This window comes from Azonexus sp. MM2026_4 (assembly GCF_055901855.1).
Map to the genome: position 1 here is coordinate 333,683 of NZ_CM148380.1, position 24,643 is coordinate 358,325.

Here is a 24,643-nt window from a genome sequence, read left to right on the forward strand (position 1 = left end):
TATACATCAAGTATGCCGTAGTGCTAGTGGTTTGTCGTGCGAGGGACTTTTACAGGAACGTGAAGATACCCCGGGGGCGGAAGGGCAATCCTGCATTTTGCTGATCGCGGCGCCAGCTCGGCCGGCCAGGCCTGGTGCTTGCCGGCGCCAGAAAATGCCGCCTCCCCCCGCGTTTGCGGGGTAGTGGCCAAGGGGGCTTCTGAAGATACTTGCCAGGGTTTACAACAATTTACATATTTCAGGGGTTGGCAATGACATTTACGCCGAAACGTCTGGTCGCCGCGCTGGTCTCTTGCGGTCTGCTGAGTTTGCTGCACGGGCCGGCCATGGCCGGTGTCGACGGGCTGGATTACAACCTGCCGACCAACATCGGCAGCGCAGTGATGGGGTTGTCCGGCGACGGCAATGTCGCGGTCGGCACGGTGCGTCTCGATGCGTTCAATTACCGCGCCTACAAGTTCTCGCCGGGCAGCAACACGCAGCTCGACGGTCCGGCCGGTTACGAGCAGGTGGTCGCCCAGGCGGCGTCTACCGACGGCTCGGTCGTCGCCGGCTGGGCCTTGCCCACCTACAGCAGTCCAAGCGCGCGGGCGCTGGTCTGGAACGGCGCCACCATGACCCAGTTGCCGGACCTGGCGAGCGGGCCGGGCACCATCGCCAGCCAGGCCTGGGCGATTGCCGGCGACGGCCGCAAGGTGGCGGGCTTCAGCTATGTCAACGGCGCCTACCACGCCGCGCGCTGGCTCGACGGCGGCGCCGGCTGGTCGGTCCAGGATCTCAACGGCGGCGCCTTCACCAGCAGTTTCGGTCGCGGCATCGATGCCAGCGGCGATACGGTCGTCGGTTACGGCAGCACGATGGTTCTCGGCTACCAGGGCAGCAACCTCGTCCATATCAGCGGTCTGGTCGAAGAGGCCTTCGTGTGGACGGCGGGCGGTGGCATGCAGGGCCTGGGCGTGCTCGCTTCCGACAACGATCCGGTGGTCGGCACGATGACCCCGAGCAGCCGCGCCTACGCGGTGTCGGCCGACGGCAGCACGGTGGTCGGCATTTCGCGCGGCGTCGGTGCCGGCGATATTCCCGAAGCCTTCCGCTGGACCAGTGCGGGCGGCATGGTCGGTCTCGGTATCCTGGCCGGCGGAACCTACAGCATTGCCAACGGCGTCAATGCCGACGGCACGGTTGTGGTCGGCAATGCCGACCAGCCAACCCCCTTGATTCCCAGCATCCGCGGTGCCTACGCCACCCGCTGGACGGCCGCTGGCGGCCTGCAGACGGTCAGCGACTGGCTGACCGCCAACGGGGTCGCCGTCGGCAGCAACACCTTCAGCGACGCGGTGGCGGTCGACGCCAGCGGTAACGCCGTTCTCGGCAAGGGCCAGATTGACGGCACAACCCAGGGCTACCTGGCGCGCGTCAGCGGTGGCAACACCGGCGGTGGAAATACGGGCGGTGGAAATACGGGCGGTGGAAATACGGGCGGTGGAAATACGGGCGGTGGAAATACGGGCGGTGGAAATACGGGCGGCGGAAATACGAGCGGCGGAAATACGAGCGGCGGAAATACGAGCGGCGGAAATACCGGCGGCGGAAATACCGGCGGCGGCAGCGGCGTCATCGGCCTGACCGATTTCAACCGTTCGCTGGCGCTGTGGCAGCAGGCGCTGAACGCCATCTCGCAGCGCTTCGGCCTCAACCTGTGGGGCGCGCACCACCGGACGCTGATGGATTCCGGGGTCAGCGGCGAGCGCGGCCTCGGTCTCTGGGCGACCGGCGACTATGCCCACGAGCGGGACGGCGACGGTCGCCAGGTGCTCGGCGAATTCGGCGTCTATCACGATCTGACGCCGAACCTGCGCTGGGGCGTCGGTGTCGGCCGCAATGACTATCGTCAGGATCAGGCCTTCACCGGACGTAGCAAGGCCGATGGCAGCTATCTGGTGCTCGAGGCCGATTACGCGCCCGGAACCCGGCGTGACTGGGTGTACAGCGTGACCGGGCTGTATGGCCGGATGGATACGAAGCTGCGCCGCGGTTACCTGAATGCCGGCGTCGCCGATGCGTCGACCGGCACGCCGGACGCGACGAGCTGGGCGCTGCGCCTGCGCGTCGATCGCTACGATGCCTGGCGGACCGGCGAGGTGGCCTGGAGCCCGTTCGTTGCCTACACGCACGTCAGCAGCAAGCTCGACAGCTATACCGAAACCGGCGGCGGTTTCCCGGTTGCCTACGGCAGCCAGCACCGGCGCAGCGACGAGTTGCGCGGCGGCCTGGTCGGTCGCCTGGCGCTGGGTGCCAACACCGATCTGCGGGCGAGCGGCGAACTGGTCGTCGCGCGCAACCGTAGCGGCGGTAGCAGCGGCCAGTTGCTGGGTGCCGGCGGCTTTGCCTTCAACACCGGCAGTTCGCGCGATACCGAGACCTGGGGCCGGCTCGGGCTGGAGATCGACCACCGCCTGACGCGCAGCGCTGCGCTGGCGACTTCGGTCAATGTCGCCTCGGACGGCAACGATCCGCAGTGGTCGGGCAGCGTCGGGGTGCGCGTCGCTTTCTAAACGCGCTGAGGTTCAATTGACGGGGGCGGCGAGCGGGACGCGCAAGGCGATCCGGCAGCCGCCCCCGTCGCCATTGCCGTGTTGCAGTTCGCCGCCCAGGCGCTGGGCACGCGCCTGCATGTTGCGGATGCCGCGGCCGCGCGGCCGCTGCTCGTCGGCGAGGCCGCGGCCGTCGTCGGCGATGCTGAGCAGCAGCGCCGCCTCGCCGGCTTCGAGGCGGATGCGGACGGTCGTTGCGCCGGCATGGCGGATGACGTTGGAGATCGCCTCGCGCAGGATGCGGCCGATGTTCAGTGCCTGCGGCTGGCTCAGCGCCTCGGCGGCGCCGTCGCTCTGCCAGTCGAGGCGGATACCGGCCTCGCTCAGACGTTGCTCGCATTCCGAGCGCCAGTCGGCGGTCAGTTCGTCGAGCGCATAGCTGGCGGCGCCGGTGCGCGAGACGACGTCGCGCAGGTCGCGCAGCGCCGAACGGGCGAGGTCGGCGTCTTCCGGACGGTGGGCGCGATGCACCAGGGAGAGCAGCTTGGCGCCGACGTCGTCGTGCAGGTCGCGGAAGATGCGCTCGCGCTCTTCGGTCACCGCCCTTTCGGTTTCCAGTTCGCGCATCCGCGCGTAACTCTCCTGCAACTGCAGGTGCTTGTCCTGGACGCGGCGGTCCAGTTCGTCGGCCAGCGCCTCGTATTCGTTGAGGGCGCTGACGTAGCGCCCGGTCATGATGAGGCCGAGGGCGAGGAAGACGAGCGGCGCGCTGTAGTGCAGCAGGAAGACGTCGGTCAGCGGCCAGGCGGTGCGCCCCTGCCAGATGTGCTGGCTGTGGATCAGCCAGTCGTGCAGGCCGAACAGGACGACCAGCCCCATCGCGCCGACCAGGAAGCGGGCATCGCGGTTCTGACCGCGCCAGGCGGCGTGCAGCAGCAGGCCGAGGGTGGCCAGCGCGGCGAGCAGCGTGTAGAAGTGCCAGCCGGCGGTCAGCGGCAGATACCAGGCGGCGGGCGCCAGCCCCAGGCTGAGCGGCGCGGCGACGATGCCGAACCACAGGGCGCCGACCAGCCGGCGCTGTTGCAGGCCGATGAAGCGCAGCAGCGAGATGAGCAGGAAGCCGGAGAAGATCTGGAAGCCGGCGTTGCTCAGGATTTCCCAGTGCGCGGTGTCGAAAGGGACTTCGCGCAGGTAGAGGTTGGTCGCCTGCAGGGACCAGACCACGGCCGACAGGCCGAAGTAGCCGTAGGCGGTATCGCGGCGCCGGCGCAGCCAGAGGTTGAGGGTGAGCACGCCGATGGCGGCGATCAACAGGCCGGCCGTCTGGTTGAGCGTGACGTTGAGGAAGAGGGCGCGTTCGTAGGCCGGGCGCAGCAGGTTTTCCGGGCCGAGTTGCAGCGGATGCAGCGCCGCCTGCGTGTAGGCGTGGCCGAGCAGCCGGACGTGCAGCACGTTGTCGCCGGGGCGCAGCAGCTCGCCGGGTACCGGGAAGAACAGCGGACGGTTCCAGTTGCGGGCGATCGGTTCGCTGAAGCTGCCGCCGTCGCCGATCGCTTCGCCGTTGAGGAAGACGGCGGCGTTCATCACCAGCTTCGGCAGATAGACGGCCTGCAGGCCGGGGTCCGGCCGGTCGATGCGCAAGCGCAACCGGTACCAGCCGTTGCCGGCAACGCCGGGACGCGTCAGGCGCCACTGGTCGGGCAGCGTCACCGCCTGCCAGGGGGCGCTGTCGGGCGGCGGCGTGGCGCTGTCGGCGAGAACGAAGTCGGCCTGCGTGAATTCGAGCGGCGCCGCCTCGCCGGCGCGGACGCTGCCGGCCAGCCAGACGAGCAGCAGGAGGAGCAGGAAACGGCGCATTACGCGGTCAGAAGGCGGTGCTCAGCCGCAGGTAGACGTCGCGGACGTCGACGAAATTCTGGCCACGCACGGCGTCCTGGACTTCCAGCTTGACCACCAGCGGCAGCGGCAGGCGGCCGCCCTGCCAGGCTTCGATGCCGCTCCAGCTGAGCGCCAGCCGCATCTGGTCGGCGCGGGTGTCGGTGTGCGCCGACAGGGCGCTGGTGTCGGCGCCCGAGGGCGAGCGGTAGCGGTCGGGTTTTTCCTGATAGCGGTGCCAGGTCGCCGACAGCCGCCAGTTGCCGAAACGCTTGCCGATTTCGACGTCCGATTCCCAGTAGTCGCCGAGGTTGCGGCGCAGGCGCTCGACGCTGGCGGTGGTCAGCGGGTTGCCGGGGCGGGCGCGGACGTGGTCGGGCAGTTGCACCTGGTATTCGGCGAGCAGGTGGAGGTCGAAGCCCCGGCCGAGGTCGCGGAAATACTCGAAGCGGCTGCGCAGGTCGGTGCTGCCGTCGCCGGGCGGGATGTCGAAGAGGTCGTTGGGGTCGTCGTTGCGGGCGATGCCGAAGCGCACGCCGAAACCGAGGATGGCGCTGTCCACCGGGCTCTTGTGGAAACGCCAGAGGACGCCGACGGTCGGGTCGGCGAAACCGGCGACGCTGACCGTGCGCGGCGTCCGGTAGTCGAGGCCGGCCAGTACCGCCTGCATGCCGGCGTTGCCGATGCCGCCATCGACGCCGAAGCGGACGTGGGTCGTCGTCCGCGTGTAGGGGACGATGATGCCGACCGTCAGGTCGTCGGTGACGCCGTAGCCGAGCAGCAGTTCGGTGTATTCGGTGACCGCCCGGGTGTCGAGGCGCAGGGTGCCGGCCAGCCCGGGGTTGAGGCGGGCGAGGTCGAGGCCGTTGTAGTCGCGGTCGAGGTCGACGCGCTGGCCGCGGTTGTCGTAGCGGTGGTCGTAGCCGTTGCGCAGGACGGTCAGGCGGGCCGCCCAGTGGCCGCCCGGGGCCATGCCGTCGAGGCCGAAGCCGGCGGCGGTCGGCACCGGTTCGGCGCTGGCGGCGGCGGACAGGCAGGCGAGCAGGGCAGCGAAACAGGACAGGATCGAAAAGCGCGTCATCACCGGCACCAACGGAAAGGCGTAAAAGAGACGGATTCTCCCGCGTCCGCCAGCCGCCGCCACCCCCGCGTTCATGGGGGCGCGGGCGCCGCCGGCGAGGTTATCATTGCCTGTCCCCTCCCGGAAATCCCGATGCGCAGCGGTTTCATCCTCGAAGACGTGCCCGAATCCCAGGACTGGCTGCGCCAGGCCCTGGCCGAAAGCTTTCCCGGCATCGCCATCGGCGTTGCCGAGACGCTGCACGAGGCGCGCCAGCAACTGCGCGGCGGGCCGGCGCCGGACATCGCGCTGATCGACCTCGGCCTGCCCGATGGTTCCGGGATCGAGATCATCGACCTGATCCAGCAGACCTCGCCGGCGACGCTGTGCGTCGTCGCCAGTATCTACGACGACGATGGCCACGTCTTTCCGGCCCTGCGCGCCGGCGCCCGCGGCTATCTGCTGAAGGACCAGGCGGTGTCGGCCATCGTCGTCGCGCTGCGCGGCATCGCCGCCGGGGAGCCGCCGCTGTCGCCGGCCATCGCCCGCCGCATGCTGGCCTTCTTCAACCGCCCGGTGACGCCGCCGGTGGCCCTGACCGCGCGCGAGACCGAAGTCCTGCGCCTGATCGCCAAGGGCATCACGCAGGCCGAGACGGCGCGCCTGCTGGCGATTTCGCAGCACACCGTGGCCGGTTACGTGAAGGACCTCTACCGCAAGCTCAACGTTTCGTCGCGCGCCGAAGCGGCGGTGCTGGCGCGCGACATGGGCCTGATCTGAAGCGGCGAACTTCCTGCTAAGCTCGCTGACCAAGTCCCGTCCCCACAGGAGAACCCTTCATGAACGTTGCCGAAATCGCCACCACCCGCCGCACCTGCAAGGCTTTCGATCCGACCCGCAAGATCGATCCCGCCGCCATCGAACAGTTGAAGACGCTGCTGCGCTTCGCCCCGTCGTCGGTCAACTCGCAGCCCTGGCACTTCATCGTCGCCAGCACCGCCGAAGGCAAGGAGACGATCGCCGCCACGCTGGCCGGCCGCTTCGAATACAACGCGCCCAAGGTGCGAAATGCGTCGCACGTGGTCGTCCTCTGCGTCCGCCGCGATCTCGACGACGCCCACCTGCAGGCGCTGGTCGAGCAGGAAGACGGCGACGGCCGTTTCGCCACCGCCGAGGCCAAGGCGACCCAGCACAACGCGCGCAGCTTCTACGCCAACCTGCACCGCGAGCAGTTGCAGGACTTGCCGCTGTGGATGGAAAAGCAGGTCTATATCGCGCTCGGCACGCTGCTCTTCGGCGCCGGCGCCCTCGGCATCGACGCCTGCCCGATGGAAGGCATCGACGCGGCGGCGATCGACGCCGCGCTCGGCCTGGAAGCCCAGGGGCTGCGCTGCGTCGTGCTGACCGCGCTGGGCTACAGCAGTGGCGACGATTTCAACGCCAGGCTGCCGAAGTCGCGCCTGCCGGCGGCGACGGTGATCAGCGAGATCTGAGCCTCAGCCGAGCGGGCGCGTCATGTAGCGCGCCGGACCGGGATAGCTGGCGAGCGCCGCCTGCGCGGCCGGCGCCAGCGTCGCCGCTGCGCTGAAGCCCTGGCGCTGCCAGAAGGCGTAGGCGTCCTGCACGCAGACCAGCGCGGCGTGTTGCCAGCCGTGGCGGCGGGCGGCGGCCAGCGCGCAAGCGACCAGGCGCGCGCCGAGGCCGCGCCCGCCGGCGGCCGGCGCCACCGCGAGGTCGTGCAGGTAAAGGCAGTCGGCGTTGGCGGCTGGCGCAAAGTCGCCGCCCAGCGGCGTCACCTTGCCGAGATGCGACGGGTAGGTGGCGAGATAGGCGCCGACTGCGCCGGCCACTTCGCCAACCCAGACGAAATCGGCGGCAGCGGCCAGACGGCCGGCCCAGGTGGCGTCGTCCTCGTTCATCGACGGCAGGTAGCACTGGCGCTGCACGGCGAGGATGGCGGGAAGGTCGGCGGCCCGCGCGGGGCGCAGGCGGAAGGCGGTGGGACTCATGGCTGGCGCGATTGTAGGCGGCGGCCGGGCGAAGTCAATTCCCCGTCATGCGCGTATCATCGGCGCGTCGCCACCTGCGGGGAGAAGAAACGATGAGCAAGGCATTGCGCTGGTCGGAACGCTGGTTCCGTTTTGGATTGTGGCTGGTCGCCCTGGCTTTCGGCAGTTTCCTGATCGGGCTCGGCGGCAACATCGTCGAAAACCTGCCGCGTGTCGAAACGGCGCTGAGCCTGGAAAACTTTCTCGACCCGGCCGCCGCCGGCAAGCTGCGCGCCGAGATCGATGCCGCCCAGCTCGCCCGCCAGGCGGCGCAGGACGCGCTCGACCAGGCCGAACTGAAACTCAACGTCGCTCGCGCCGACGCCGCCACCGCCCGCGACACCTTCAGCAACTGGCTGGCCACCCGGCGCGCCACCGAGCGCCCCGAGCAGGATCGCGAACTGATCGTCCGCACCGCCGCGCTTGACGCCTTGAAGGCCCTCGAGCGCAAGGCGCTGGCCGCGGTGCAGGCGCAGCAGCAAACGCTGCTCGACCAGCAACAGGCGGAAGCGCGCGCCCAGTCGGCACTGGGCGAACTGCGCGCGGCCGCCGCCGAACGCTACCACGACGAAATGCGCAGTCAGGAACTGCGCGTCTTCGGCTATCGCCTGGCACTGACCCTGCCACTGCTCGGCGTCGCCGGCTGGCTCTTCGCCAAGCAGCGCAAGAGCACCTGGTGGCCGTTCGTCTGGGGCTTCATCTACTTCGCGCTGTTCGCCTTCTTCGTCGAGCTGGTGCCCTACATCCCGAGCTACGGCGGCTGGATCCGCTACAGCGTCGGCATCGTCCTCACCGTGCTGGTCGGCCGCTACGCGATCCTCGCGCTGAACCGCTACCTTGAGCGGCAGAAGCAGGCCGAGGCGCTGCCCGACGTCGAACGGCGCAAGGAGCTGTCCTACGACGTCGCCCTGGCGCGCCTGGGCAAGAAGGTCTGCCCGGGCTGCGAGCGCAGCGTCGATCTGAGCAACACGGCGATCGACTACTGCCCGCATTGCGGCATCTGCCTGTTCGACCACTGCAGCGCCTGCAACGAGCGCAAGAGCGCCTTCGCTCGCTTCTGCCACGCCTGCGGCGCGGCGGCGAAAAGCTTGGCTAACTAAAGGAAAAGCACCCCGGCCAGCGCGCAGCCGGCGACGACGCGCCACGGCGGCTGTTTGCCCCGGGTCAGCGCGGCCAGCGCGAGGGCGGCCAGCGCCAGTTCCCGCGGGCCGTGGATGGCGCCGGTCCATAGCGGATCGTAGAGGGCGGCGAGCAGGATGCCGACCACCGCCGCGTTGATCCCGGCCAGCGCCGCCCGGGCGCGGGCGTTGGCGCGCAGCGCGTCCCAGAAGGGCAGGGCGCCGGCGACCAACAGGAAGGCCGGGGCGAAGATCGCCGCTAGTGCCAGCAGGCCGCCGGTCCAGCCGTTCGGCGTGGCGCTGCCGGCGGCGCCGAGGAAGGCGGCGAAAGTGAACAGCGGACCAGGCACCGCCTGGGCGACGCCGTAACCGGCCAGGAAGGTTTCACTGTCGACCCGGCCGAGGTCGCTGATGGCCGTCTGCAGCAAGGGCAGGACGACGTGGCCGCCGCCGAAGACCAGCGCCCCGGCGCGGTAGAAGGCATCGACCAGGGCCAGCGTCGGCGCGGCGAACGTCGTGGCGAGCCAGGGCAGGCCGAGCAGGCCGGCGACAAAGAGCGTCAGCCAGAGCAGCGCGTCGCGCCGGCCGATGCCGGCGGCGAGCCGCTCCGGGCTGGCGGCCGGGACGGCGGCGCCGAGCGCCAGCCCGCCCAGCGCGCCGCCGACGATCACCGCCAGTTGTCCGGCGGTGCCCGGCCAGGTCAGCAGCAGCCCGGCGCCGAGCAGGGCGAGCAGGCGTCGCGGCCAGTCCGGGCAGAGGCTGCGGCCCATGCCCCAGACCGCCTGGGCGACGACCGCCACGGCGACGATCTTCAGTCCGCCGAGCAGTCCGTGTGGCAGGCTTTGGCCGAATTCGGCCAGGCCCAGCGCGAAGACGATGAGCAGCAGCGCCGACGGCAGCGTGAAGCCGCACCAGGCGGCGAGCGCCCCGCGATAGCCGGCGCGCTGCAGGCCGAGCGCCAGTCCGACCTGGCTGCTCGCCGGGCCGGGCAGGAATTGGCACAGGGCGACCAGGTCGGCGTAGGCGGCGTCGCTCAGCCAGCGGCGGCGGTATACGAATTCCTCGCGGAAATAGGCGAGATGGGCGACCGGGCCGCCGAAGGCGGTCAGGCCGAGGCGCAGGAAGGCGACGAAGATTTCTCGGACGGGGCTGAGCGGCATGGCGGAAGTTTAGCGCTGCCGAATGACCCGACGGCGACTGCCTTACACTTCCGAACAGTCATCGATGCCGGCTTTTGTTAGGCTGTCGCCTGTCGGATTTTCGGGGAGTGCTGTGAACATGTCAGTCCTGCGCAAACTTGCCCTGGCGCTCGCCGCCTTGATCGCCGTGCTCGGGCTTGCCGCCGGCGTCGCCTACGCGCTGTTCGATGCGACGGCGATCAAGCGTCACCTGGTCGAACAGGTGGCGGCCAAGACCGGTCGTACCCTGGATATTGCCGGCGAGGTCAGCCTCTCGCTGTGGCCGGAAGTGGCGGTCAGCGCCGGCCAGGTCAGCCTGTCGGAAGCCGACGGCAAGACCGAGTTCGCGGCGCTCGAATCGTTGCGCGTCGCCGTGGCGGTGATGCCGCTGCTGGCCGGCAAGGTCGAAGCGCGCGAGATCGGCATCGACGGGCTGGCGCTGACCCTGGTCAAGCGCCGCGACGGCAAGCTCAACATCGACGACCTGACGGCCGGCGATGCTGCGGCAAAGCCCGCCACCCGGGAAGACAAGGCACCGGCCGCTGGCAGCCAGCCGCTGCAGCTCGACATCGCCGGCCTGGCGTTGCGCGACGCCCGCTTCACCTGGCGCGACGAAATGGCCGGCAAGACGACCAAGCTGTCGGCGCTCGATTTCTCCACCGGCCGCGTCCAGGCCGACGGCGCCGCCGGCAGCCTGGCCATCGACCAGCTCAAGCTGGCGCTGCGCGGCAGCAGCGGCGACGACCGCTTCGAGGCGAGCATCGAACTGCCCGCCATCAAGTTCGCCGAGCAGCGCCTGGCGACGCCGTTTTCCGGCAAGCTCGCGCTGAGCAGCCCGGCCATGCCGATGGGCAGCGTCAAGCTGCCGCTGTCCGGCAAGCTGGCGCTCGACCTCGGCAAATCCACCGCCGACCTCGTGCTCGACACCCAGCTCGATGCCTCGAACATCGCGCTGAAACTGGCGGTCGAACGTCTGTCGCCGCTCTTCTTCGATTTCGACCTCAACATTGACCAGTTGAACGTCGATCACTACCTGCCGCCGGCCAAGCCGGGCGCGGCCGGCGCTGACGCTGGCGCAAGCGGCAAGGCGGAGAAGCCGGCGGCGAAGATCGACCTGAGCGCGCTCGAAGCGCTCAACTTCCGCGGCAAGCTGGACATCGGCCAGTTGCAGGCGAAGGGACTGAAACTCTCGGCGCTGACGGCGCGCCTGGCCGCCGCCGACGGCCGGCTCGACGTGACGTCGATGCAGGCGAAACTGTACGGCGGCAGCCTCGACGGCGCGCTCGGCGTCAATGCCCGGGGCAATGTGTTCACCGCCCGCCAGAACCTCTCCGGCATCGACATCCGTCCGCTGCTTGCCGACCTGATGCAGAAGGAGCCGCTGGAAGGTCGCGGCACGCTGACGCTCAACGTCAATACCCGCGGCGCCACGGTCGATGCGCTGAAGCGCGGGCTGGCCGGGCAGGCCTCGCTGGCGCTCCGGGACGGCGCCATCCGCGGCGTCAACCTGGCCAAGCAGTTGCGCGATGCGAAAGCCGTCCTGAGTGGCGGCAAGAGCGCGGCGAGCGCTCCCGACGCCGCCGAGAAAACCGATTTCTCGGAGCTGATCGCTACTTTCCGGATCGCCAACGGCGTCGCCCACAACGACGATCTGGCGATGAAATCGCCCTTCCTGCGCCTGACCGGTGCCGGCGACATCGACATCGGCAACAGCAGTATCGACTACCTGGCCAAGGTCAGCGTCGTCGAGACCTCGAAAGGCCAGGACGGCAAGGCGCGCGACGAACTGCGCGGGGTCACCGTACCGGTCCGCCTGCGCGGGCCCTTCGACAATCTTTCCTATTCGCTGGAAGCCGGCGAACTGCTCAAGGACGCGGCGAAAGCCAAACTCGACGAGAAGAAGGACGAACTGAAGGAAAAGGCCGGCAAGAAGCTGGAAGAAAAACTCGGCGACAAGCTCAAGGGCCTGTTCGGCCGCTGAACCCCGGTCCGGGGGCGTGCGCCGCGTGCGCTGCCGGCCTAGAATGCCGCCTTTATCCGCCGGACTGACGCCATGCCCCGCATCAAGATCGCCCTGCCCGAGAAGTTCGTTTTCAGTACCGAAATCCCGATCTACATCCAGCACATCAACTACGGCCACCACCTCGACAACGCCGCGCTGCTGATGCTGGTCGCCGAGGCGCGGGTGCGCTTCTTCAAGCATTTCGGCTGGAGCGAGCTCGACGTCGACGGCGCCGGCATCATCGTCGCCGACGTCGCTGCCCAGTACCGTTCCGAAGCCTTCCACGGCGAGACGCTGGTGATCGGCTTCGCCGCTGCCGATTTCAACGATTACGGCTGCGACCTGGTCTGGCAACTGAACGACCAGGCGAGCGGCCGCGAAGTGGCGCGCGGCAAGCACGGCATCGTCTTCTTCGACTACGCGACGCGCAGCAAGGTCAAGGTGCCGGCGGTGTTCGCCGAAAGGATGGCCGGCGCATGATCCCGATCCGCTACGTCGAGCCGGTGTTCCGGCCGCCGTCGGAAGCCGAATCGCTGATCCTGCCGCTGACCGACGGCTGTTCGTGGAATCAATGCACCTTCTGCGAGATGTACACCGCGCCGCAGAAGAAATTCCGCGCTCGCGACGAGGCCGAGGTGCTGGCGAGCATCCGCGCCACCGGCGAACGCTACGCGGAACACATCCGCCGCGTCTTCCTGGCCGACGGCGACGCGCTGGTGTTGCCGACGCGCCGGCTGCTCACCGTGCTCGAAGCGATCCGCAGCCACCTGCCGGCGGTGCGGCGGATTTCCAGCTACTGCCTGCCGCGCAACCTGAAGAAGAAAAGCCAGCAGGAAATCGACGAACTCGCCGCTGCCGGGTTGAGCATGGTCTACGTCGGCGCCGAATCCGGCGACGACGCGGTGCTCGCCGCGGTCAGCAAGGGCGAAACCTTCGACTCGACCGTCGACGCACTGAACAAGCTCGGCGCCGCCGGCATCAGCCGTTCGGTGATGATCCTCAACGGCCTCGGTGGGCGCGAGTTGTCGCGCCAGCATGCGGAAAACTCGGCGCGCCTGGCCAATGCCACCCAGCCGGAATACCTGGCGACGCTGGTGGTCAGCTTTCCCAAGGGCGAACAGCGGCTACGCGCCGGCTTTCCCGGTTGGGAACCGCTGACCCAGCCGGAACTGTTCGCCGAGATGGAGACTTTCCTGAGCGGCCTGGAACTCAAGCGCACGGTCTTTCGTTCCGACCACGCGTCGAACTGGCTGATCCTCAAGGGCACGCTCGGCGCCGACAAGGAACGCCTGCTCGCCCAGGTGCGCCAGGCCATCGCCGGCGAAGCGCCGCTGCGCCCGGCCTGGGCGCGCGGCCTGTAACTCAGCCCGCCTTGCCGACGCGCAGCGCGGTGAAGATGGCGAGCGCCTGGAAGATGGCGATGCCGAGCAGCACGCCGCTGAAATTGCCGCTGTCCATCAGCCGCCCGAAGATCAGCGGCGCCGTCGCCAGACCGAGGTCGAGCCCGGAATAGACGAAGCCGTAGATGCGCCCGAACGCCGCCTGGCCGAAGCGCGCCGTCGCCGCACGGCGCACCAGCAGGTCGCGCGATGGGCCGGCGACGCCGGTGCAGAAACCGATCGCCCCCATCAACGGCAGAATGCCCCAGGCCGGCGGCAGGCCGCTGGCCAGCAGCAGCGCGAGCAACGCGGCGACGCCGAGGGCGCCGGCGATCAGTCCGTCGTGCGCGTTCTTCTGCGCCAGGAAACCGCCGAGCACGATGCCGGCGGCGCCGCCGAGCAGGTAGGTGGACAGCGCCGTCGCCGCGCTGCCCAGGCTGAAGGCGTAGAGCGCCTGCAGGATCGGCGTGGCGAAATTCTGGATGGCGCCGAAGGCGGCGGTGATCAGGAAGAAGAACAGGAAGCACAGCCAGACCGCCGGCACGCGCAGGAAGGCGAGCGGCGGCACGGCTTCGCCGCTCTGCTTGGCGGCGTGTTCGGCGAGCGGGTCGGCGATCGCCTGGCGGCGCCAGCTCAGGATGCCGAGGGCGACGATGGCGACGACGCTGGCGCCGAGTGCTGCCTCGCGCCAGCCGGCGACGGCGGCGATGCCGGTCATGAACACCGGCGCCGCCGCCCAGCCAAGGTTGCCCGACAGCCCATGCACCGAAAAGGCGTGGCCGAGGCGCGGCTGCGAAACGCGCCGGTTGAGCACCGTGAAATCGGCCGGATGGAAGACGCTGTTGCCCAGCCCGGCGAGCGCCGCGGCGGCGATCAGCCAGGGCAGGCCGCTGGCGAAGTGCAGCGTGACGCCGGCCAGCACGAAGCAGCTGATGCCGGTGAACAGCACGCGGAAAGCGCCGAAACGGTCGACGAAAAAGCCGGCGGCGGCCTGGCCGATCCCGGAAATCACGAAGAAGACCGTCATCGTCACGCCGACGGCGGTGAAGTTGAGGCCGAACTCGGCCATCAGCCACGGGAACAGCGGCGGCAGCAGGAGGTGGAAGAAATGCGAAACGCCATGGACGAAGCCGATCAGCGCGATCGTCTCGAGGTCGCCGGCGGTGGGGCGGGGCAGGGTGGTGGTTGTCATGTCGGGGTCGGGGTGGGGCTTTTGTTATGCGACGAGTTTAACCAGCCGGCCTATTGACGCGAACGCGATAGTCCGACAAAAATTATCGCAATGCTGACAACCCTGCCTTTCGATCCCTGCCCACGTCGTGCGCCGACCGCCGCCGAGCCGCTCACCGTCAACCTGCGTCGCCTGCCGGCCGACGTCCATGTGCCGGCGCACAGCCACGACTGGGCGCAACTCGCCTTTCCGCTGCGCGGCGCGCTGCGCATCGCCGCCGCCGGCATGGCCTGGCTGGTGCCGGCTTTCCGCGCGGTGTGGATTCCGCCGCACATCGAGCACGAAGTGGTGATGCTCGGCCAGGTCGAGCTGCGCACCGTCTACATCGCCACCGAAGCCGCGCCGCTGCCGCTCGACGCCTGCTCGGTGGTCGAGGTCTCGGACCTGATGCGGGCGCTGATCGAAGCCCTGAGCGGACTCAGCGAAGATGAGTCGCTCCGTCGCGAACAGATGATCCAGCTCTTGCTCAGCGAAATCGGCCGGGCGCCGCCGCTCTCGCTCGGCCTGCCGCTACCGCGCGACCGCCGCCTGCAGGCTCTGTGCGGCGCGCTCTTCGACGACCCCGCCGACAACCGCCCGCTGGCCGACTGGGCGGCCCGCGTCGGTGCCAGCGAACGCACGCTGGCGCGCCTCTTCGCCGACGAACTGAAGATGAGCTTCGGCGCCTGGCGCCAGCAACTGCGCCTGGCCCGCGCCCTCGACCTGATCGGCCGCGGCCGCCCGAGCGGCGAAGTCGCCGCCGAACTCGGCTACGCCAGCCCGGCCGCCTTCTCGGCCATGTTCAAGCGCGCCTTCGGCGTACCGCCGGGGCGCTTCATGCGGAGCCGGGGAGCCCGGAGCAATGGCGCGATGGCGTGAGCTGGAAGAACGGAGCGTGGCGGCGCACGCGCCTGGCGAACGATCACCCGGATTTCAAAGAGCCCCGGAGCGGGTAATATTTCCTCCGAGACCCGAAGCGATGAGGACGAGATGGTGACCGATCCGCAAGCCCGTAATTACGTTACTGTCGCCGGCAATCTGGAAGCGACGAAATCGATGATTTTCGTCAACGGCATCGGCTATGACCAGAGTTTCTGGAAGGACGTGGCAGCGTTCTTCGAGAACGATTTCAGGCTGGTGTTCTTCGAACACGTCGGGGCGATGCCGACGACGCAGGCCACTTTTCGCCAGAATCAGAGTCGTTATCTGAACGTCAGCGGCTATGCGGCGGATCTGCTTGAAATTCTCGCCGCGCTGAATCTGCCGGGAGAGACCGTGCTGGTTGGCCATTCGGTCGGCGCCATGGCGGGCTTGTTGGCATCGATCGAGAAGCCCTCACGGGTCGGCAAACTGATCCTGATTGCCAGTTCGCCGCGTTATCTCGATTCGGCAGAGTATCGCGGCGGGTTTTCGAAGGCCGACGTCAACGCGATCTATGAATCGCTGCAGAATGACTATGTGGCCTGGTCAAGACAACTTGCCGTCAAGGCGATGGCAAGCCCGGAAAGACCCGCCATGGCAAAAATGTTCGGGGAAACCCTGGCCCGCATCCCGCAGGACATGATGCTGACGATCCTCTGCTCGGTGCTGCAGACCGACCATCGGGCCAAGCTTGCCAAGGTCAGCGTTCCGACACTGATCATCCAGTCACGGGACGATTGTTTCGTTCCAATGGATGTCGCGCACTACATTCACACCCATATTCCCGGTAGCACCTTGCGGGTGATCGATGCCTCAGGGCACTTGCCCCACGTCAGCGCGCCTGGCGAGGTCATTGCCGCGATCAGCGCTTTCCTCGGATAAGTGTGCAGCGCGGGACATGAAAAGCAGCCGCTCGCGGCACGCTCAGCGGCAAACCCGGGGTGTCGTGCCGGCTGCCCGGCCGCTGCGGCGGATGCCGGGGGCGGCGCAATCTGGGCTATGATTCAACCATTCCCAAGGAACTACAGATGAACCCGAATCCATTGACCGAAGCCGATCTCGACCGGCTTGAAGAATTGCTCGAGGCAGAAGTTTTCGGCGACGAGGCGATGCGCCTCGACGAAGCGCAGGCGCTGATCTGTGCCGTTGTCAGTTGCCCGCAGCCGATCCCGCCGGGCGAGTGGTTGCCCGAGGTGCTCGGTGCCGGCATCGAGAAGGGCGACGATCCGCTGGTCGGCGAAACCGTCGAACTGCTGATGCGCCTGAACAACGACATCGCCGCCTCGCTGCTCGCCGATGAAATGGTTTCGCCGCTGCTTTACCCGGTCGACGAAGGGTCCGAGGACTACGATTTCGCGGCCTGGGCCGATGCCTACATCTACGGCGCGGGCCTCGGTGGCGATTGGTACGACCTCGCCGGCAAGCACGCCGACGATCTCGACGAACTGCTCGAACCGCTGTTCGTGCTCAACGGCATGCTCAAGGAAGACGCCGAGAAGAACGGCGAACGCTGGTTCCCGCCGGCCGAGGAAGCGCGGCTGGTGGCCGACATTCAGGAAAACCTGCCGGTGATCGTGCAGACCCTGTACAACTTCTGGCGCGCCAAGCGCGGTGGCGCCACGATCCAGCGCGAGGAACCCAAGACCGGCCGCAACGATCCCTGTCCCTGCGGCAGCGGCAAGAAGTTCAAGCAGTGCTGCGGCAGCCCGGAAAAGCTGAACTGATTCGCCAGCTACGGCCGCTCAGCGGCCGGTGCGCTGTTTCTGCTCGAAGGCGATGGCCCGCTTCAGGTATTTGCTGAAACTCTGCATCGCTTCCGGGTGGTTGCTGTATCCCTTCTCCTGAACTTCGGCATCGACGAGAGCGTCGAGCGCCGGCGGGAAGGAAACGGCGGGGTAGGTGGTACGGCGTCTGGCGGATTTCATGGCAAGCGGGCTCGCGGCAAAAGCGGCGAACTTTACCCGAACTTTGTCCGGCTTTCGCCGTTCTGCAGCAGATTTTTCCGGCCTCAGGCCGGACCGTCCAAGGCGTCCAGGCCGCCGGTCAGCACCCGCGCATCGAGACCGCGCTGGGCGAGCAGGAAAGCGGCGGCGCTGCTGCGGCGACCGCTCTGGCAGAACAGGATGCAGGGGACGCGACGGTCGAGGCTGTCGGCTTTCAGGCGCAACAGGTACAAGGGAATGTTGCTGCTTCCCTTCAGGCTGCCGGCGGCGAATTCGGCTTCCAGCCTGACGTCGATCAGGCGTGCGCCCTGCTTGATCAGGCGGGCGCCTTCGATCAGCGTCACCTGGCGGACCAGCGGGTCGCGCAGCAGGGCATTGAAATCGGCGGCTGGCAGGCGCATCAGTTCGCCGGCACTGGTCATCGTCACCGTCGCGTTGCGCGGATCGCCTGACAGCAGCGCCTCCTCGCCGAATCCCTGGCCGGCGGTGAGGGCGGCGAGGACGATTTCCTTCTGATCGCCGGCACGGCGGGTGACGCGGGCGCTGCCGGAGCGGATCAGGTAGTAGTGGTCGCCGGGCTCGCCCTGGCGGACGACGACCTGGCCGGCGGCAACCGGTAGCGGTTCGAAGCGGCCGAACAGGCGATGCAGGTTGCCCGGCGGCACCTTGCTGAAGGCCGGATTCTTGAGCACGTCGAACATCCATTGCGGATCGTCGCCTTCGAACTCGGTGACTTCGTAGGCGGTGGCCTGATCTCGGGTCAGCAGGTGGTCGAGGTCGTCGTCGCCGAACACCACCAGCAGCGAGCGGCACATCGCCCGGCAACTGAAGGCGCGCGGCTTCTGGCGCGCCAGCGGGTGCCGGGCGGCGGGCGTGCCGGCGGTCAGGCGGGTCGGCGCCGAACCGTCCTCGCGGTCGAGCGCGACTTCGCCGGACAGCAGGTAGTAGCTGTGGGCGTCGGTGCTTTTTTGCGGGAAAACGAGTTGCCCGGGTTCGGCGATGAAGGGTCGGGCCAGCGCGCAAGCCTGCGTCAGGGCGGCGCTGGAGAGGTCCGAGAGAGGGATCAGGTGGGCGAGATCTTGCGCGTTCATGATGGGCGTGGCAGCCGCAGGCGACGCCGTGATTCTACGGCAATGCCTCGCTGACATGGCCGCCACCCAGCAAAAAGGGCCAGCTTGCGCCGGCCCCTGTGTCATTTTTCGCGCTGCCGCGTCATCCCAGTTCGACCGGCACGAAAAGCCGGGCCTTGCCGCGCTCGATCAGCAGGGCGACCTTCTTGCCGGATTTGCCGATCAGCTGGCGCAACTGCTCCGTATCGTTCACCGCTTCGCCGTTGATCGACAGGATCACGTCGCCCGGCCGGATACCGGCACGGGCGGCGGCACCACCCGCCTGTTCGACGAGGAGGCCGCCGGCGATACCGCTTTGCCGACGTTCTTCCGGGGTCAGCGGACGGACGGCGACGCCGAGGCGTCCCTTGTCGGCCTTGGCCGGTTCGGCGGCGGCGACCTTGTCTTCCTGGAAGGCGCCGACCTTCACCGTGATATCGCGTGTCGCCTTGTGGCGCCAGACCTGCAGGCGCACCGTTTCACCCGGTCGCTTGGCGGCGATGATGGACGGCAGTTCGCCGGAGATTTCCACCGCCTGGCCGTCGATGCCGAGGATCACGTCGCCGGCTTCGAGGCCGGCACGGCCAGCGGGACCGTCCTTGTTGACCGAGGAAACGAGGGCGCCAGCGGGGCGGGCGAGGCCGAAGCTGTCGGCCAGCGCCTGGTCGATTTCCTGGATGGCGACGCCGAGGCGGCCGCGCTCGACCTTGCCGTGGGCGACGATCTGTCGCTCGACGTTCATCGCCACCTCGATCGGGATGGCGAAGGAGAGGCCCTGGTAGCCGCCGCTGCGCGAGTAGATCTGCGAGTTGATGCCGATCACTTCGCCGCGCATGTTGAACAGCGGACCGCCGGAATTGCCGGGATTGACCGCGACGTCGGTCTGCAGGAAAGGAACGTAGCTGCCGTCCGGCAGGCTGCGCGACTTGGCGGAGATGATGCCGGCGCTGGCGCTCGATTCGAAACCGTAGGGCGAGCCGATGGCGAGCACCCATTCGCCGACCTGCGACGCCTTGGCGCTGCCGACGCGCACCGTGGGCAGGTTTTTGCCGTCGATCTTGAGCACGGCGACGTCGCTGGCCGGGTCCATGCCGAGGATCTTGGCCTTGAATTCGCGCTTGTCGTTGAGCTTGACGATCACTTCGTCGGCGTCGGCAACGACGTGGGCGTTGGTCAGCACGGTACCGTCGGGGCTAACGATGAAACCGGAGCCGAGGCCGCGCACCGGCGTGTTGTCCTGCGGCACCATGCCGCGGAACTGGCGGAAGAACTGGAAGAAGGGATCGTCGGGGTCGAGCTGCGGCATGCCGGGGGCGGTGGCGGCGGTCTTGCGGTTGCCGCTGACGCTGATGTTGACGACCGCCGGCGTGTTGCCGGCGACGATGCTGCGCATGTCGGGATAGCCTGCGGGAACGGGCGCGGCGAGCGGAGCGACGACGGGGGCCGGAGGCGGCGCCAGCGGCGTGGTGGCGGCAACCGGTGCCTGGCCCAGGGCCCAGGCACCGCCGATGGCGGCGGAGACGGCAATGGCGGCGACGGTGAGCTTCAGGCGGTTGAGTGACATGCAGTCCTCCTCGGGTGATGGATACGGGCCGTATATTTGCGCTCGCCGCCGATTTTTCCATCAGTCCTTGTGCGACGATTTGTTACCAAATTTTTCCAGATCGCCATCCGCCAAGTAAAAAGGCCGCCCGCGAAACGCGGACGGCCTTTGTCGGAAATGGCGCCGGATCAGCTCTTGACCGGAATCTTGCCGATCTTGACCTGCCATTCCTTGGGACCGCTCTCGTGCACGTTGTTGCCGCCCGAATCGACGGCCACCGTCACCGGCATGTCTTGCACGTCAAATTCGTAAATGGCTTCCATGCCGAGGTCGGCAAAGCCGACCACCTTGGCCGACTTGATCGCCTTGGCCACGAGGTAGGCGGCGCCGCCGACGGCCATCAGGTAGGCCGACTTGTTGTCCTTGATCGCCTCGATGGCGACCGGGCCGCGCTCGGACTTGCCGACCATCGAGATCAGGCCGGTCTTCTCCAGCATCATGCGGGTGAACTTGTCCATGCGCGTGGCAGTGGTCGGGCCGGCCGGGCCGACGACTTCGTCGCGCACCGGATCGACCGGGCCGACGTAGTAGATGATGCGGTTGGTGAAGTCCACCGGCAGCTTTTCACCCGCGGCCAGCATGTCGGCGATGCGCTTGTGCGCGGCGTCGCGGCCGGTCAGCATCTTGCCGTTCAGGAGCAGCTTCTGGCCGACCTTCCAGGAGGCGACTTCTTCCTTGGTCAGGGTGTCGAGATTGACGCGGATGGCCGATTTCAGGTCCGGCGTCCAGGTGACGGCCGGCCAGTCTTCCAGCTTCGGCACTTCCAGCTTGGCCGGGCCGCTACCGTCGAGGTGGAAGTGGCAGTGGCGGGTGGCGGCGCAGTTCGGCACCAGGGCAACCGGCAGGTTGGCGGCGTGGCAGGGATAGTCGAGCACCTTGACGTCGAGCACGGTGGTCAGGCCGCCGAGACCCTGGGCGCCGACGCCGAGCGCGTTGATCTTCTCGAACAGTTCGAGGCGCAGTTCCTCGGCTCGGTTCTTCGGGCCACGCGCCTTCAGTTCATGGATGTCCACCGGCGCCATGATCGATTCCTTGGCCAGCAGCATGGCCTTTTCCGGCGTGCCGCCGATGCCGATGCCGATGATGCCGGGCGGACACCAGCCGGCGCCCATTTCCGGAATCTTCTTCAAGACCCAGTCGACCAGATCGTCGGACGGGTTGAGCATGGCGAACTTGGACTTGGCTTCCGAGCCGCCGCCCTTGGCCGCGCAGATGACCTCGACGTGATGGCCTTCGACAATCTCGAAATGCACCACGGCCGGGGTGTTGTCCTTGGTGTTCTTGCGGGCGCCGGCCGGGTCGGACAGTACGGAAGCGCGCAGCGGATTGTCCGGATTGGCGTAGGCGCGGCGCACGCCTTCGTTGATCATTTCCTGGATGCTCATGGTGGCATCCGGCCAGGTGACCTGCATGCCGACCTTGATGAAGACCATGCCGATGCCGGTGTCCTGACAGATCGGGCGATGGCCTTCGGCGGCCATCCGGGAATTGGTCAGGATCTGGGCGATGGCGTCCTTGGCGGCGGGGGCTTCCTCGCGCTCGTAGGCTTCGCCGAGCGCCTTGATGTAATCGAGCGGATGGTAGTAGCTGATGTACTGGAAGGCATCGGCGACGGACTGGATCAGGTCTTCCTGCTTGATGGCGGTCATGCGCAACTCCGGGTCAGTGGTTGTTGTGTTGAAGAATGAGGGTCTGGGTCATGATCTTGTTGACCAGGGCCATGGCGACGGCCGAGACGATGAACACCAGGTGGATCGCCACCTGCCAGTAGAGCGTGTGTTCGGGCAGGTTGCCGGCGTTGATGAAACTTTTCAGCAGATGGATCGACGAAATGCCGATGATCGCCGTCGACAGCTTGATCTTCAGCACCCCGGCGTTGACGTGGCTGAGCCATTCCGGCTGGTCCGGGTGGTCCTCGAGTTCGAGGCGCGAGACGAAGGTTTCGTAACCGCCGACGATGACCATGATCAGCAGGTTGGCGATCATGACGACATCGATCAGGCCAAGCACGATCAGCATGATGTCGGCTTCGGTCATCTTGTGCGGGCCGAAGGCGCCGGAGACGAGATGGCTGAGTTCGACCATGAACAGCCAGACATAGACTAGCTGGGCGACGATCAGGCCGACGTAGAGCGGCGCCTGGATCCAGCGGCTGGCGAAGATGAAGGACTGCAGGAAACGGGCCGGCGTGGGGGCGCTATGCAAGGACATTTCGGTTTTATGGGGTGGCATTCGATTGGGGGCGCAAAGTTTAGCATGGCGCGGCTGGCTTGCCCGAAACCGCCGAATGCTGCGCCGCAGCGTGATTTCGTAAGGCCATTGTAAGATTATCGAAGTGTAATTGGAGCCTGCTGCTGCGCCGTGGAATGAGGAGGCTGCAGCGTCAACGGCCTCGCTGCATTCCGGGATCATCCCGAGGCCCGACCGGTTGTTTTCAACACAAATGCGATGTAACGCAGAGGAGAAGAATATGTCGAATGAGTCCGTGCAGCTTTACTATCCGTCTGACGAAATCGTCAAGAACGCGGCGGTTTCGGGGATGGACGCCTACCGGGCGCTGTGCGCGGAAGCGGAAGCCGACTACGAAGGTTTCTGGGCCAAGCGTGCCCGCGAACTGGTCACCTGGAAGGAACCCTTCACCCAGGTGCTCGATGAGTCGAACGCACCGTTCTACAAGTGGTTTGCCGACGGCAAACTGAACGTCTCCTACAACTGCCTCGACCGTCAGGTCGAAGCCGGCAAGGGCGACAAGGTCGCCATCATCTTCGAAGCCGACAACGGCGACGTCACCAAGGTCACCTACCAGGAACTGCTGGTCAAGGTCTGCAAGATGGCCAATCTGCTCAAGGCCAAGGGTGTCCAGAAGGGTGACCGCGTCGTCATCTATCTGCCGATGACCGTCGAAGGCGTCGTCGCCATGCAGGCCTGCGCCCGCATCGGCGCCACCCACTCGATCGTTTTCGGCGGCTTCTCCGCCCAGGCCCTGCGCGACCGCATCAACGATGCCGGCGCCACCCTGCTGATCACCGCCGACGGCCAGTTCCGCGGCGGCAAGTCGCTGCCGCTCAAGGCCATCGCCGATGAAGCGATCGCCCTCGGCGGTTGCGACACGCTGAAGGGCGTGATCGTCTTCAAGCGCACCGGCATGGATGTCACCATGGTTGCCGGCCGTGACGAATGGCTGCACGAAGGTCTGGCCAGCCAGCCGGATACCTGCGAACCGGAATGGGTCAGCGCCGAACACCCGCTGTTCCTGCTCTACACCTCGGGTTCCACCGGCAAGCCGAAGGGCGTCCAGCACTCCACCGGCGGCTACCTGCTGCACGCCATCCTGACCATGAAGTACACCTTCGACATCAAGGATAGCGATACCTTCTGGTGTACCGCCGACATCGGCTGGGTCACCGGCCACACCTACATCACCTACGGTCCGCTCGCCTGCGGCGCCACCGAAATCGTCTTCGAAGGCGTGCCGACCTATCCGGACGCCGGCCGTTTCTGGAAGATGATCCAGGATCACAAGGTTTCCATCTTCTACACCGCGCCGACCGCGATCCGCTCGCTGATCAAGGCTGCCGATGCCAACCCGGCCGTGCATCCGAAGAGCTACGATCTGTCCAGCCTGCGCATCCTGGGTTCGGTCGGCGAGCCGATCAACCCGGCCGCCTGGGAGTGGTACTACCAGAACGTCGGCGGCTCGCGCTGCCCGATCGTCGATACCTTCTGGCAGACCGAAACCGGCGGTCACATGATCACCCCGCTGCCGGGCGCGACGCCGCTGGTGCCGGGTTCCTGCACGCTGCCCTTCCCGGGCATCCAGTTCGCCGTGGTCGACGAGACCGGCGCCGAACTGCCGTGGGGCCAGGGTGGCATCCTCGTCTGCAAGAAGCCGTGGCCGTCGATGATCCGCACTATCTGGAACGACGATGAGCGCTTCGTCAAGTCCTACTTCCCGGCCGACTTCCAGGGCAAGCTGTACCTGGCTGGCGACGGCGCGATCCGCGACAAGGACACCGGCTACTTCACGATCACCGGCCGTATCGACGACGTGCTGAACGTTTCCGGTCACCGCATGGGCACGATGGAAATCGAATCGGCGCTGGTTGCCAACCCGCTCGTTGCCGAAGCCGCCGTCGTCGGCCGTCCGGACGACCTGACCGGTGAAGCGATCGTTGCCTTCGTCGTGCTCAAGGGCCAGCGTCCGAGCGATCCGGAAGCGACCAAGAAGATGGTCAAGGAACTGTGCGACTGGGTGGCCAAGGAAATCGGTCCGATCGCCAAGCCGAAGGACATCCGCTTCGGCGACAACCTGCCGAAGACCCGTTCCGGCAAGATCATGCGTCGTCTGCTGCGTGGTCTGGCGAAGGGCGAGGAACTGACGCAGGACATCTCGACCCTCGAAAACCCGGCGATTCTGGAGCAACTCAAAGGCTAAAGCGATCGCACCGGGTTTCGCCGTCAGGCAAAACCCGGCGATTCTGGAGCTGTTGAAGGGCTAAGCAACATCAGCGACCGGCTTGACGGCCGGTCGAAGCAATCACGGGGCAGCACGCTTGCCAAGCTGCTTCGACAAGACAAAAAGGGCAAGGAGGAGACAATGGTCGCCCATAAGGTGGCCTCCCGTGTAGTCGCATCAGACTACATGCCAAGAACGGCCGGTACG

General features: G+C 67.3%; 21 protein-coding genes. 11 read left to right on the plus strand and 10 right to left on the minus strand.

The features are described from left to right. Nucleotides 1-251: 251 nt before the first annotated feature. Nucleotides 252-2,555: an autotransporter domain-containing protein gene (locus AC0KWY_RS01510; RefSeq protein ID WP_474027895.1), complete on the plus strand. Its 2,304-nt coding sequence runs from the start codon at nt 252-254 to the stop codon at nt 2,553-2,555. Nucleotides 2,556-2,567: 12 nt separating this feature from the next. Here the strand turns inward: AC0KWY_RS01510 and AC0KWY_RS01515 are convergent, their stop codons facing one another. Further along, nucleotides 2,568-4,391: a sensor histidine kinase gene (locus AC0KWY_RS01515; protein ID WP_474027896.1), complete on the minus strand. Its 1,824-nt coding sequence runs from the start codon at nt 4,389-4,391 to the stop codon at nt 2,568-2,570. Nucleotides 4,392-4,398: 7 nt separating this feature from the next. Further along, nucleotides 4,399-5,490 carry a hypothetical protein gene (locus tag AC0KWY_RS01520; RefSeq protein WP_474027897.1) on the minus strand — a complete coding sequence of 364 codons (1,092 nt, stop codon included), beginning with the start codon at nt 5,488-5,490 and terminating at the stop codon, nt 4,399-4,401. Between the two features lie 132 nt (nt 5,491-5,622). Here AC0KWY_RS01520 and AC0KWY_RS01525 point away from each other — a divergent pair, with 132 nt between their 5' ends. Together AC0KWY_RS01525 and nfsB are read left to right on the plus strand one after the other, a co-directional pair. Beyond that, nucleotides 5,623-6,249, plus strand: coding sequence for a LuxR C-terminal-related transcriptional regulator (locus tag AC0KWY_RS01525; protein WP_474027898.1), 627 nt, complete (start codon nt 5,623-5,625; stop codon nt 6,247-6,249). 59 nt (nt 6,250-6,308) lie between these two features. Beyond that, nucleotides 6,309-6,962: an oxygen-insensitive NAD(P)H nitroreductase gene (nfsB, locus tag AC0KWY_RS01530; RefSeq protein ID WP_474027900.1), complete on the plus strand. Its 654-nt coding sequence runs from the start codon at nt 6,309-6,311 to the stop codon at nt 6,960-6,962. A gap of 3 nt (nt 6,963-6,965) precedes the next feature. Here the strand turns inward: nfsB and AC0KWY_RS01535 are convergent, their stop codons facing one another. Then, on the minus strand, nt 6,966-7,478 hold the full coding sequence (locus AC0KWY_RS01535) for a GNAT family N-acetyltransferase (protein WP_474027901.1): 513 nt from the start codon (nt 7,476-7,478) through the stop codon (nt 6,966-6,968). Between the two features lie 92 nt (nt 7,479-7,570). Here AC0KWY_RS01535 and AC0KWY_RS01540 point away from each other — a divergent pair, with 92 nt between their 5' ends. Further along, nucleotides 7,571-8,617, plus strand: a complete 1,047-nt coding sequence (locus AC0KWY_RS01540) for a serine endopeptidase (RefSeq protein WP_474027902.1) — start codon at nt 7,571-7,573, stop codon at nt 8,615-8,617. Here AC0KWY_RS01540 and chrA read toward each other — a convergent pair. Then, entirely contained in the window at nt 8,614-9,795 is a 1,182-nt protein-coding gene (chrA, locus tag AC0KWY_RS01545; protein ID WP_474027903.1) for a chromate efflux transporter, read from the minus strand. The genes AC0KWY_RS01540 and chrA overlap by 4 nt on opposite strands. Nucleotides 9,796-9,913: 118 nt before the next feature. On the opposite strand from chrA, the gene AC0KWY_RS01550 reads away from it, so the two are divergent. From AC0KWY_RS01550 to AC0KWY_RS01560, 3 genes are all read left to right on the plus strand, one after another. Further along, nucleotides 9,914-11,794 carry an AsmA family protein gene (locus AC0KWY_RS01550; protein ID WP_474027904.1) on the plus strand — a complete coding sequence of 627 codons (1,881 nt, stop codon included), beginning with the start codon at nt 9,914-9,916 and terminating at the stop codon, nt 11,792-11,794. 72 nt (nt 11,795-11,866) lie between these two features. After that, nucleotides 11,867-12,295, plus strand: coding sequence for an acyl-CoA thioesterase (locus AC0KWY_RS01555; RefSeq protein ID WP_474027905.1), 429 nt, complete (start codon nt 11,867-11,869; stop codon nt 12,293-12,295). After that, nucleotides 12,292-13,176, plus strand: coding sequence for a radical SAM protein (locus AC0KWY_RS01560; protein ID WP_474027906.1), 885 nt, complete (start codon nt 12,292-12,294; stop codon nt 13,174-13,176). Before AC0KWY_RS01555 ends, AC0KWY_RS01560 begins: the two co-directional genes overlap by 4 nt. A 1-nt stretch (nt 13,177) precedes the next feature. Here AC0KWY_RS01560 and AC0KWY_RS01565 read toward each other — a convergent pair whose 3' ends face one another. Continuing rightward, nucleotides 13,178-14,386, minus strand: a complete 1,209-nt coding sequence (locus AC0KWY_RS01565) for an MFS transporter (protein ID WP_474027907.1) — start codon at nt 14,384-14,386, stop codon at nt 13,178-13,180. 90 nt (nt 14,387-14,476) lie between these two features. On the opposite strand from AC0KWY_RS01565, the gene AC0KWY_RS01570 reads away from it, so the two are divergent. From AC0KWY_RS01570 to AC0KWY_RS01580, 3 genes are all read left to right on the plus strand, one after another. Continuing rightward, the gene (locus AC0KWY_RS01570; RefSeq protein WP_474027908.1) at nt 14,477-15,283 is read left to right on the plus strand and encodes an AraC family transcriptional regulator; all 807 of its coding nucleotides are present in this window, start codon (nt 14,477-14,479) and stop codon (nt 15,281-15,283) included. A gap of 111 nt (nt 15,284-15,394) precedes the next feature. Continuing rightward, nucleotides 15,395-16,207, plus strand: coding sequence for an alpha/beta fold hydrolase (locus AC0KWY_RS01575; RefSeq protein WP_474027909.1), 813 nt, complete (start codon nt 15,395-15,397; stop codon nt 16,205-16,207). 146 nt (nt 16,208-16,353) lie between these two features. After that, nucleotides 16,354-17,049: a UPF0149 family protein gene (locus AC0KWY_RS01580; protein ID WP_474027910.1), complete on the plus strand. Its 696-nt coding sequence runs from the start codon at nt 16,354-16,356 to the stop codon at nt 17,047-17,049. Nucleotides 17,050-17,067: 18 nt separating this feature from the next. Here the strand turns inward: AC0KWY_RS01580 and AC0KWY_RS01585 are convergent, their stop codons facing one another. The 5 genes from AC0KWY_RS01585 to AC0KWY_RS01605 form a co-directional block, all read right to left on the minus strand. Beyond that, a complete protein-coding gene (locus AC0KWY_RS01585; RefSeq protein ID WP_474027911.1) occupies nt 17,068-17,250 on the minus strand; it encodes a hypothetical protein in 183 nt (60 codons plus the stop codon). 83 nt (nt 17,251-17,333) lie between these two features. Further along, a complete protein-coding gene (locus tag AC0KWY_RS01590) occupies nt 17,334-18,359 on the minus strand; it encodes a cyclic nucleotide-binding domain-containing protein (protein ID WP_474027912.1) in 1,026 nt (341 codons plus the stop codon). 121 nt (nt 18,360-18,480) lie between these two features. Continuing rightward, on the minus strand, nt 18,481-19,941 hold the full coding sequence (locus tag AC0KWY_RS01595) for a Do family serine endopeptidase (protein WP_474027913.1): 1,461 nt from the start codon (nt 19,939-19,941) through the stop codon (nt 18,481-18,483). Between the two features lie 167 nt (nt 19,942-20,108). Further along, on the minus strand, nt 20,109-21,629 hold the full coding sequence (locus AC0KWY_RS01600) for a fumarate hydratase (protein WP_474027914.1): 1,521 nt from the start codon (nt 21,627-21,629) through the stop codon (nt 20,109-20,111). Between the two features lie 13 nt (nt 21,630-21,642). Beyond that, nucleotides 21,643-22,185 (minus strand): TIGR00645 family protein, encoded by a 543-nt coding sequence (locus tag AC0KWY_RS01605; RefSeq protein WP_474027915.1) that lies wholly within the window; start codon nt 22,183-22,185, stop codon nt 21,643-21,645. A gap of 265 nt (nt 22,186-22,450) precedes the next feature. On the opposite strand from AC0KWY_RS01605, the gene acs reads away from it, so the two are divergent. Continuing rightward, entirely contained in the window at nt 22,451-24,415 is a 1,965-nt protein-coding gene (gene acs, locus AC0KWY_RS01610) for an acetate--CoA ligase (RefSeq protein WP_474027916.1), read from the plus strand. Nucleotides 24,416-24,643 lie beyond the last annotated feature (228 nt).

Coding starts and splice junctions, on each gene's coding strand:
- AC0KWY_RS01525 (WP_474027898.1), top strand. CDS start 5,623: ATGCGCAGCGGTTTCATCCTCGAAGACGTGCCCGAATCCCAGGACTGG.
- chrA (WP_474027903.1), bottom strand. CDS start 9,795: ATGCCGCTCAGCCCCGTCCGAGAAATCTTCGTCGCCTTCCTGCGCCTC.
- AC0KWY_RS01600 (WP_474027914.1), bottom strand. CDS start 21,629: ATGACCGCCATCAAGCAGGAAGACCTGATCCAGTCCGTCGCCGATGCC.
- acs (WP_474027916.1), top strand. CDS start 22,451: ATGTCGAATGAGTCCGTGCAGCTTTACTATCCGTCTGACGAAATCGTC.
- AC0KWY_RS01540 (WP_474027902.1), top strand. CDS start 7,571: ATGAGCAAGGCATTGCGCTGGTCGGAACGCTGGTTCCGTTTTGGATTG.
- AC0KWY_RS01595 (WP_474027913.1), bottom strand. CDS start 19,941: ATGTCACTCAACCGCCTGAAGCTCACCGTCGCCGCCATTGCCGTCTCC.
- AC0KWY_RS01580 (WP_474027910.1), top strand. CDS start 16,354: ATGAACCCGAATCCATTGACCGAAGCCGATCTCGACCGGCTTGAAGAA.
- AC0KWY_RS01560 (WP_474027906.1), top strand. CDS start 12,292: ATGATCCCGATCCGCTACGTCGAGCCGGTGTTCCGGCCGCCGTCGGAA.
- AC0KWY_RS01510 (WP_474027895.1), top strand. CDS start 252: ATGACATTTACGCCGAAACGTCTGGTCGCCGCGCTGGTCTCTTGCGGT.
- AC0KWY_RS01565 (WP_474027907.1), bottom strand. CDS start 14,386: ATGACAACCACCACCCTGCCCCGCCCCACCGCCGGCGACCTCGAGACG.
- AC0KWY_RS01585 (WP_474027911.1), bottom strand. CDS start 17,250: ATGAAATCCGCCAGACGCCGTACCACCTACCCCGCCGTTTCCTTCCCG.
- nfsB (WP_474027900.1), top strand. CDS start 6,309: ATGAACGTTGCCGAAATCGCCACCACCCGCCGCACCTGCAAGGCTTTC.
- AC0KWY_RS01590 (WP_474027912.1), bottom strand. CDS start 18,359: ATGAACGCGCAAGATCTCGCCCACCTGATCCCTCTCTCGGACCTCTCC.
- AC0KWY_RS01555 (WP_474027905.1), top strand. CDS start 11,867: ATGCCCCGCATCAAGATCGCCCTGCCCGAGAAGTTCGTTTTCAGTACC.
- AC0KWY_RS01550 (WP_474027904.1), top strand. CDS start 9,914: ATGTCAGTCCTGCGCAAACTTGCCCTGGCGCTCGCCGCCTTGATCGCC.
- AC0KWY_RS01515 (WP_474027896.1), bottom strand. CDS start 4,391: ATGCGCCGTTTCCTGCTCCTCCTGCTGCTCGTCTGGCTGGCCGGCAGC.
- AC0KWY_RS01575 (WP_474027909.1), top strand. CDS start 15,395: ATGGTGACCGATCCGCAAGCCCGTAATTACGTTACTGTCGCCGGCAAT.
- AC0KWY_RS01570 (WP_474027908.1), top strand. CDS start 14,477: ATGCTGACAACCCTGCCTTTCGATCCCTGCCCACGTCGTGCGCCGACC.
- AC0KWY_RS01535 (WP_474027901.1), bottom strand. CDS start 7,478: ATGAGTCCCACCGCCTTCCGCCTGCGCCCCGCGCGGGCCGCCGACCTT.
- AC0KWY_RS01520 (WP_474027897.1), bottom strand. CDS start 5,490: ATGACGCGCTTTTCGATCCTGTCCTGTTTCGCTGCCCTGCTCGCCTGC.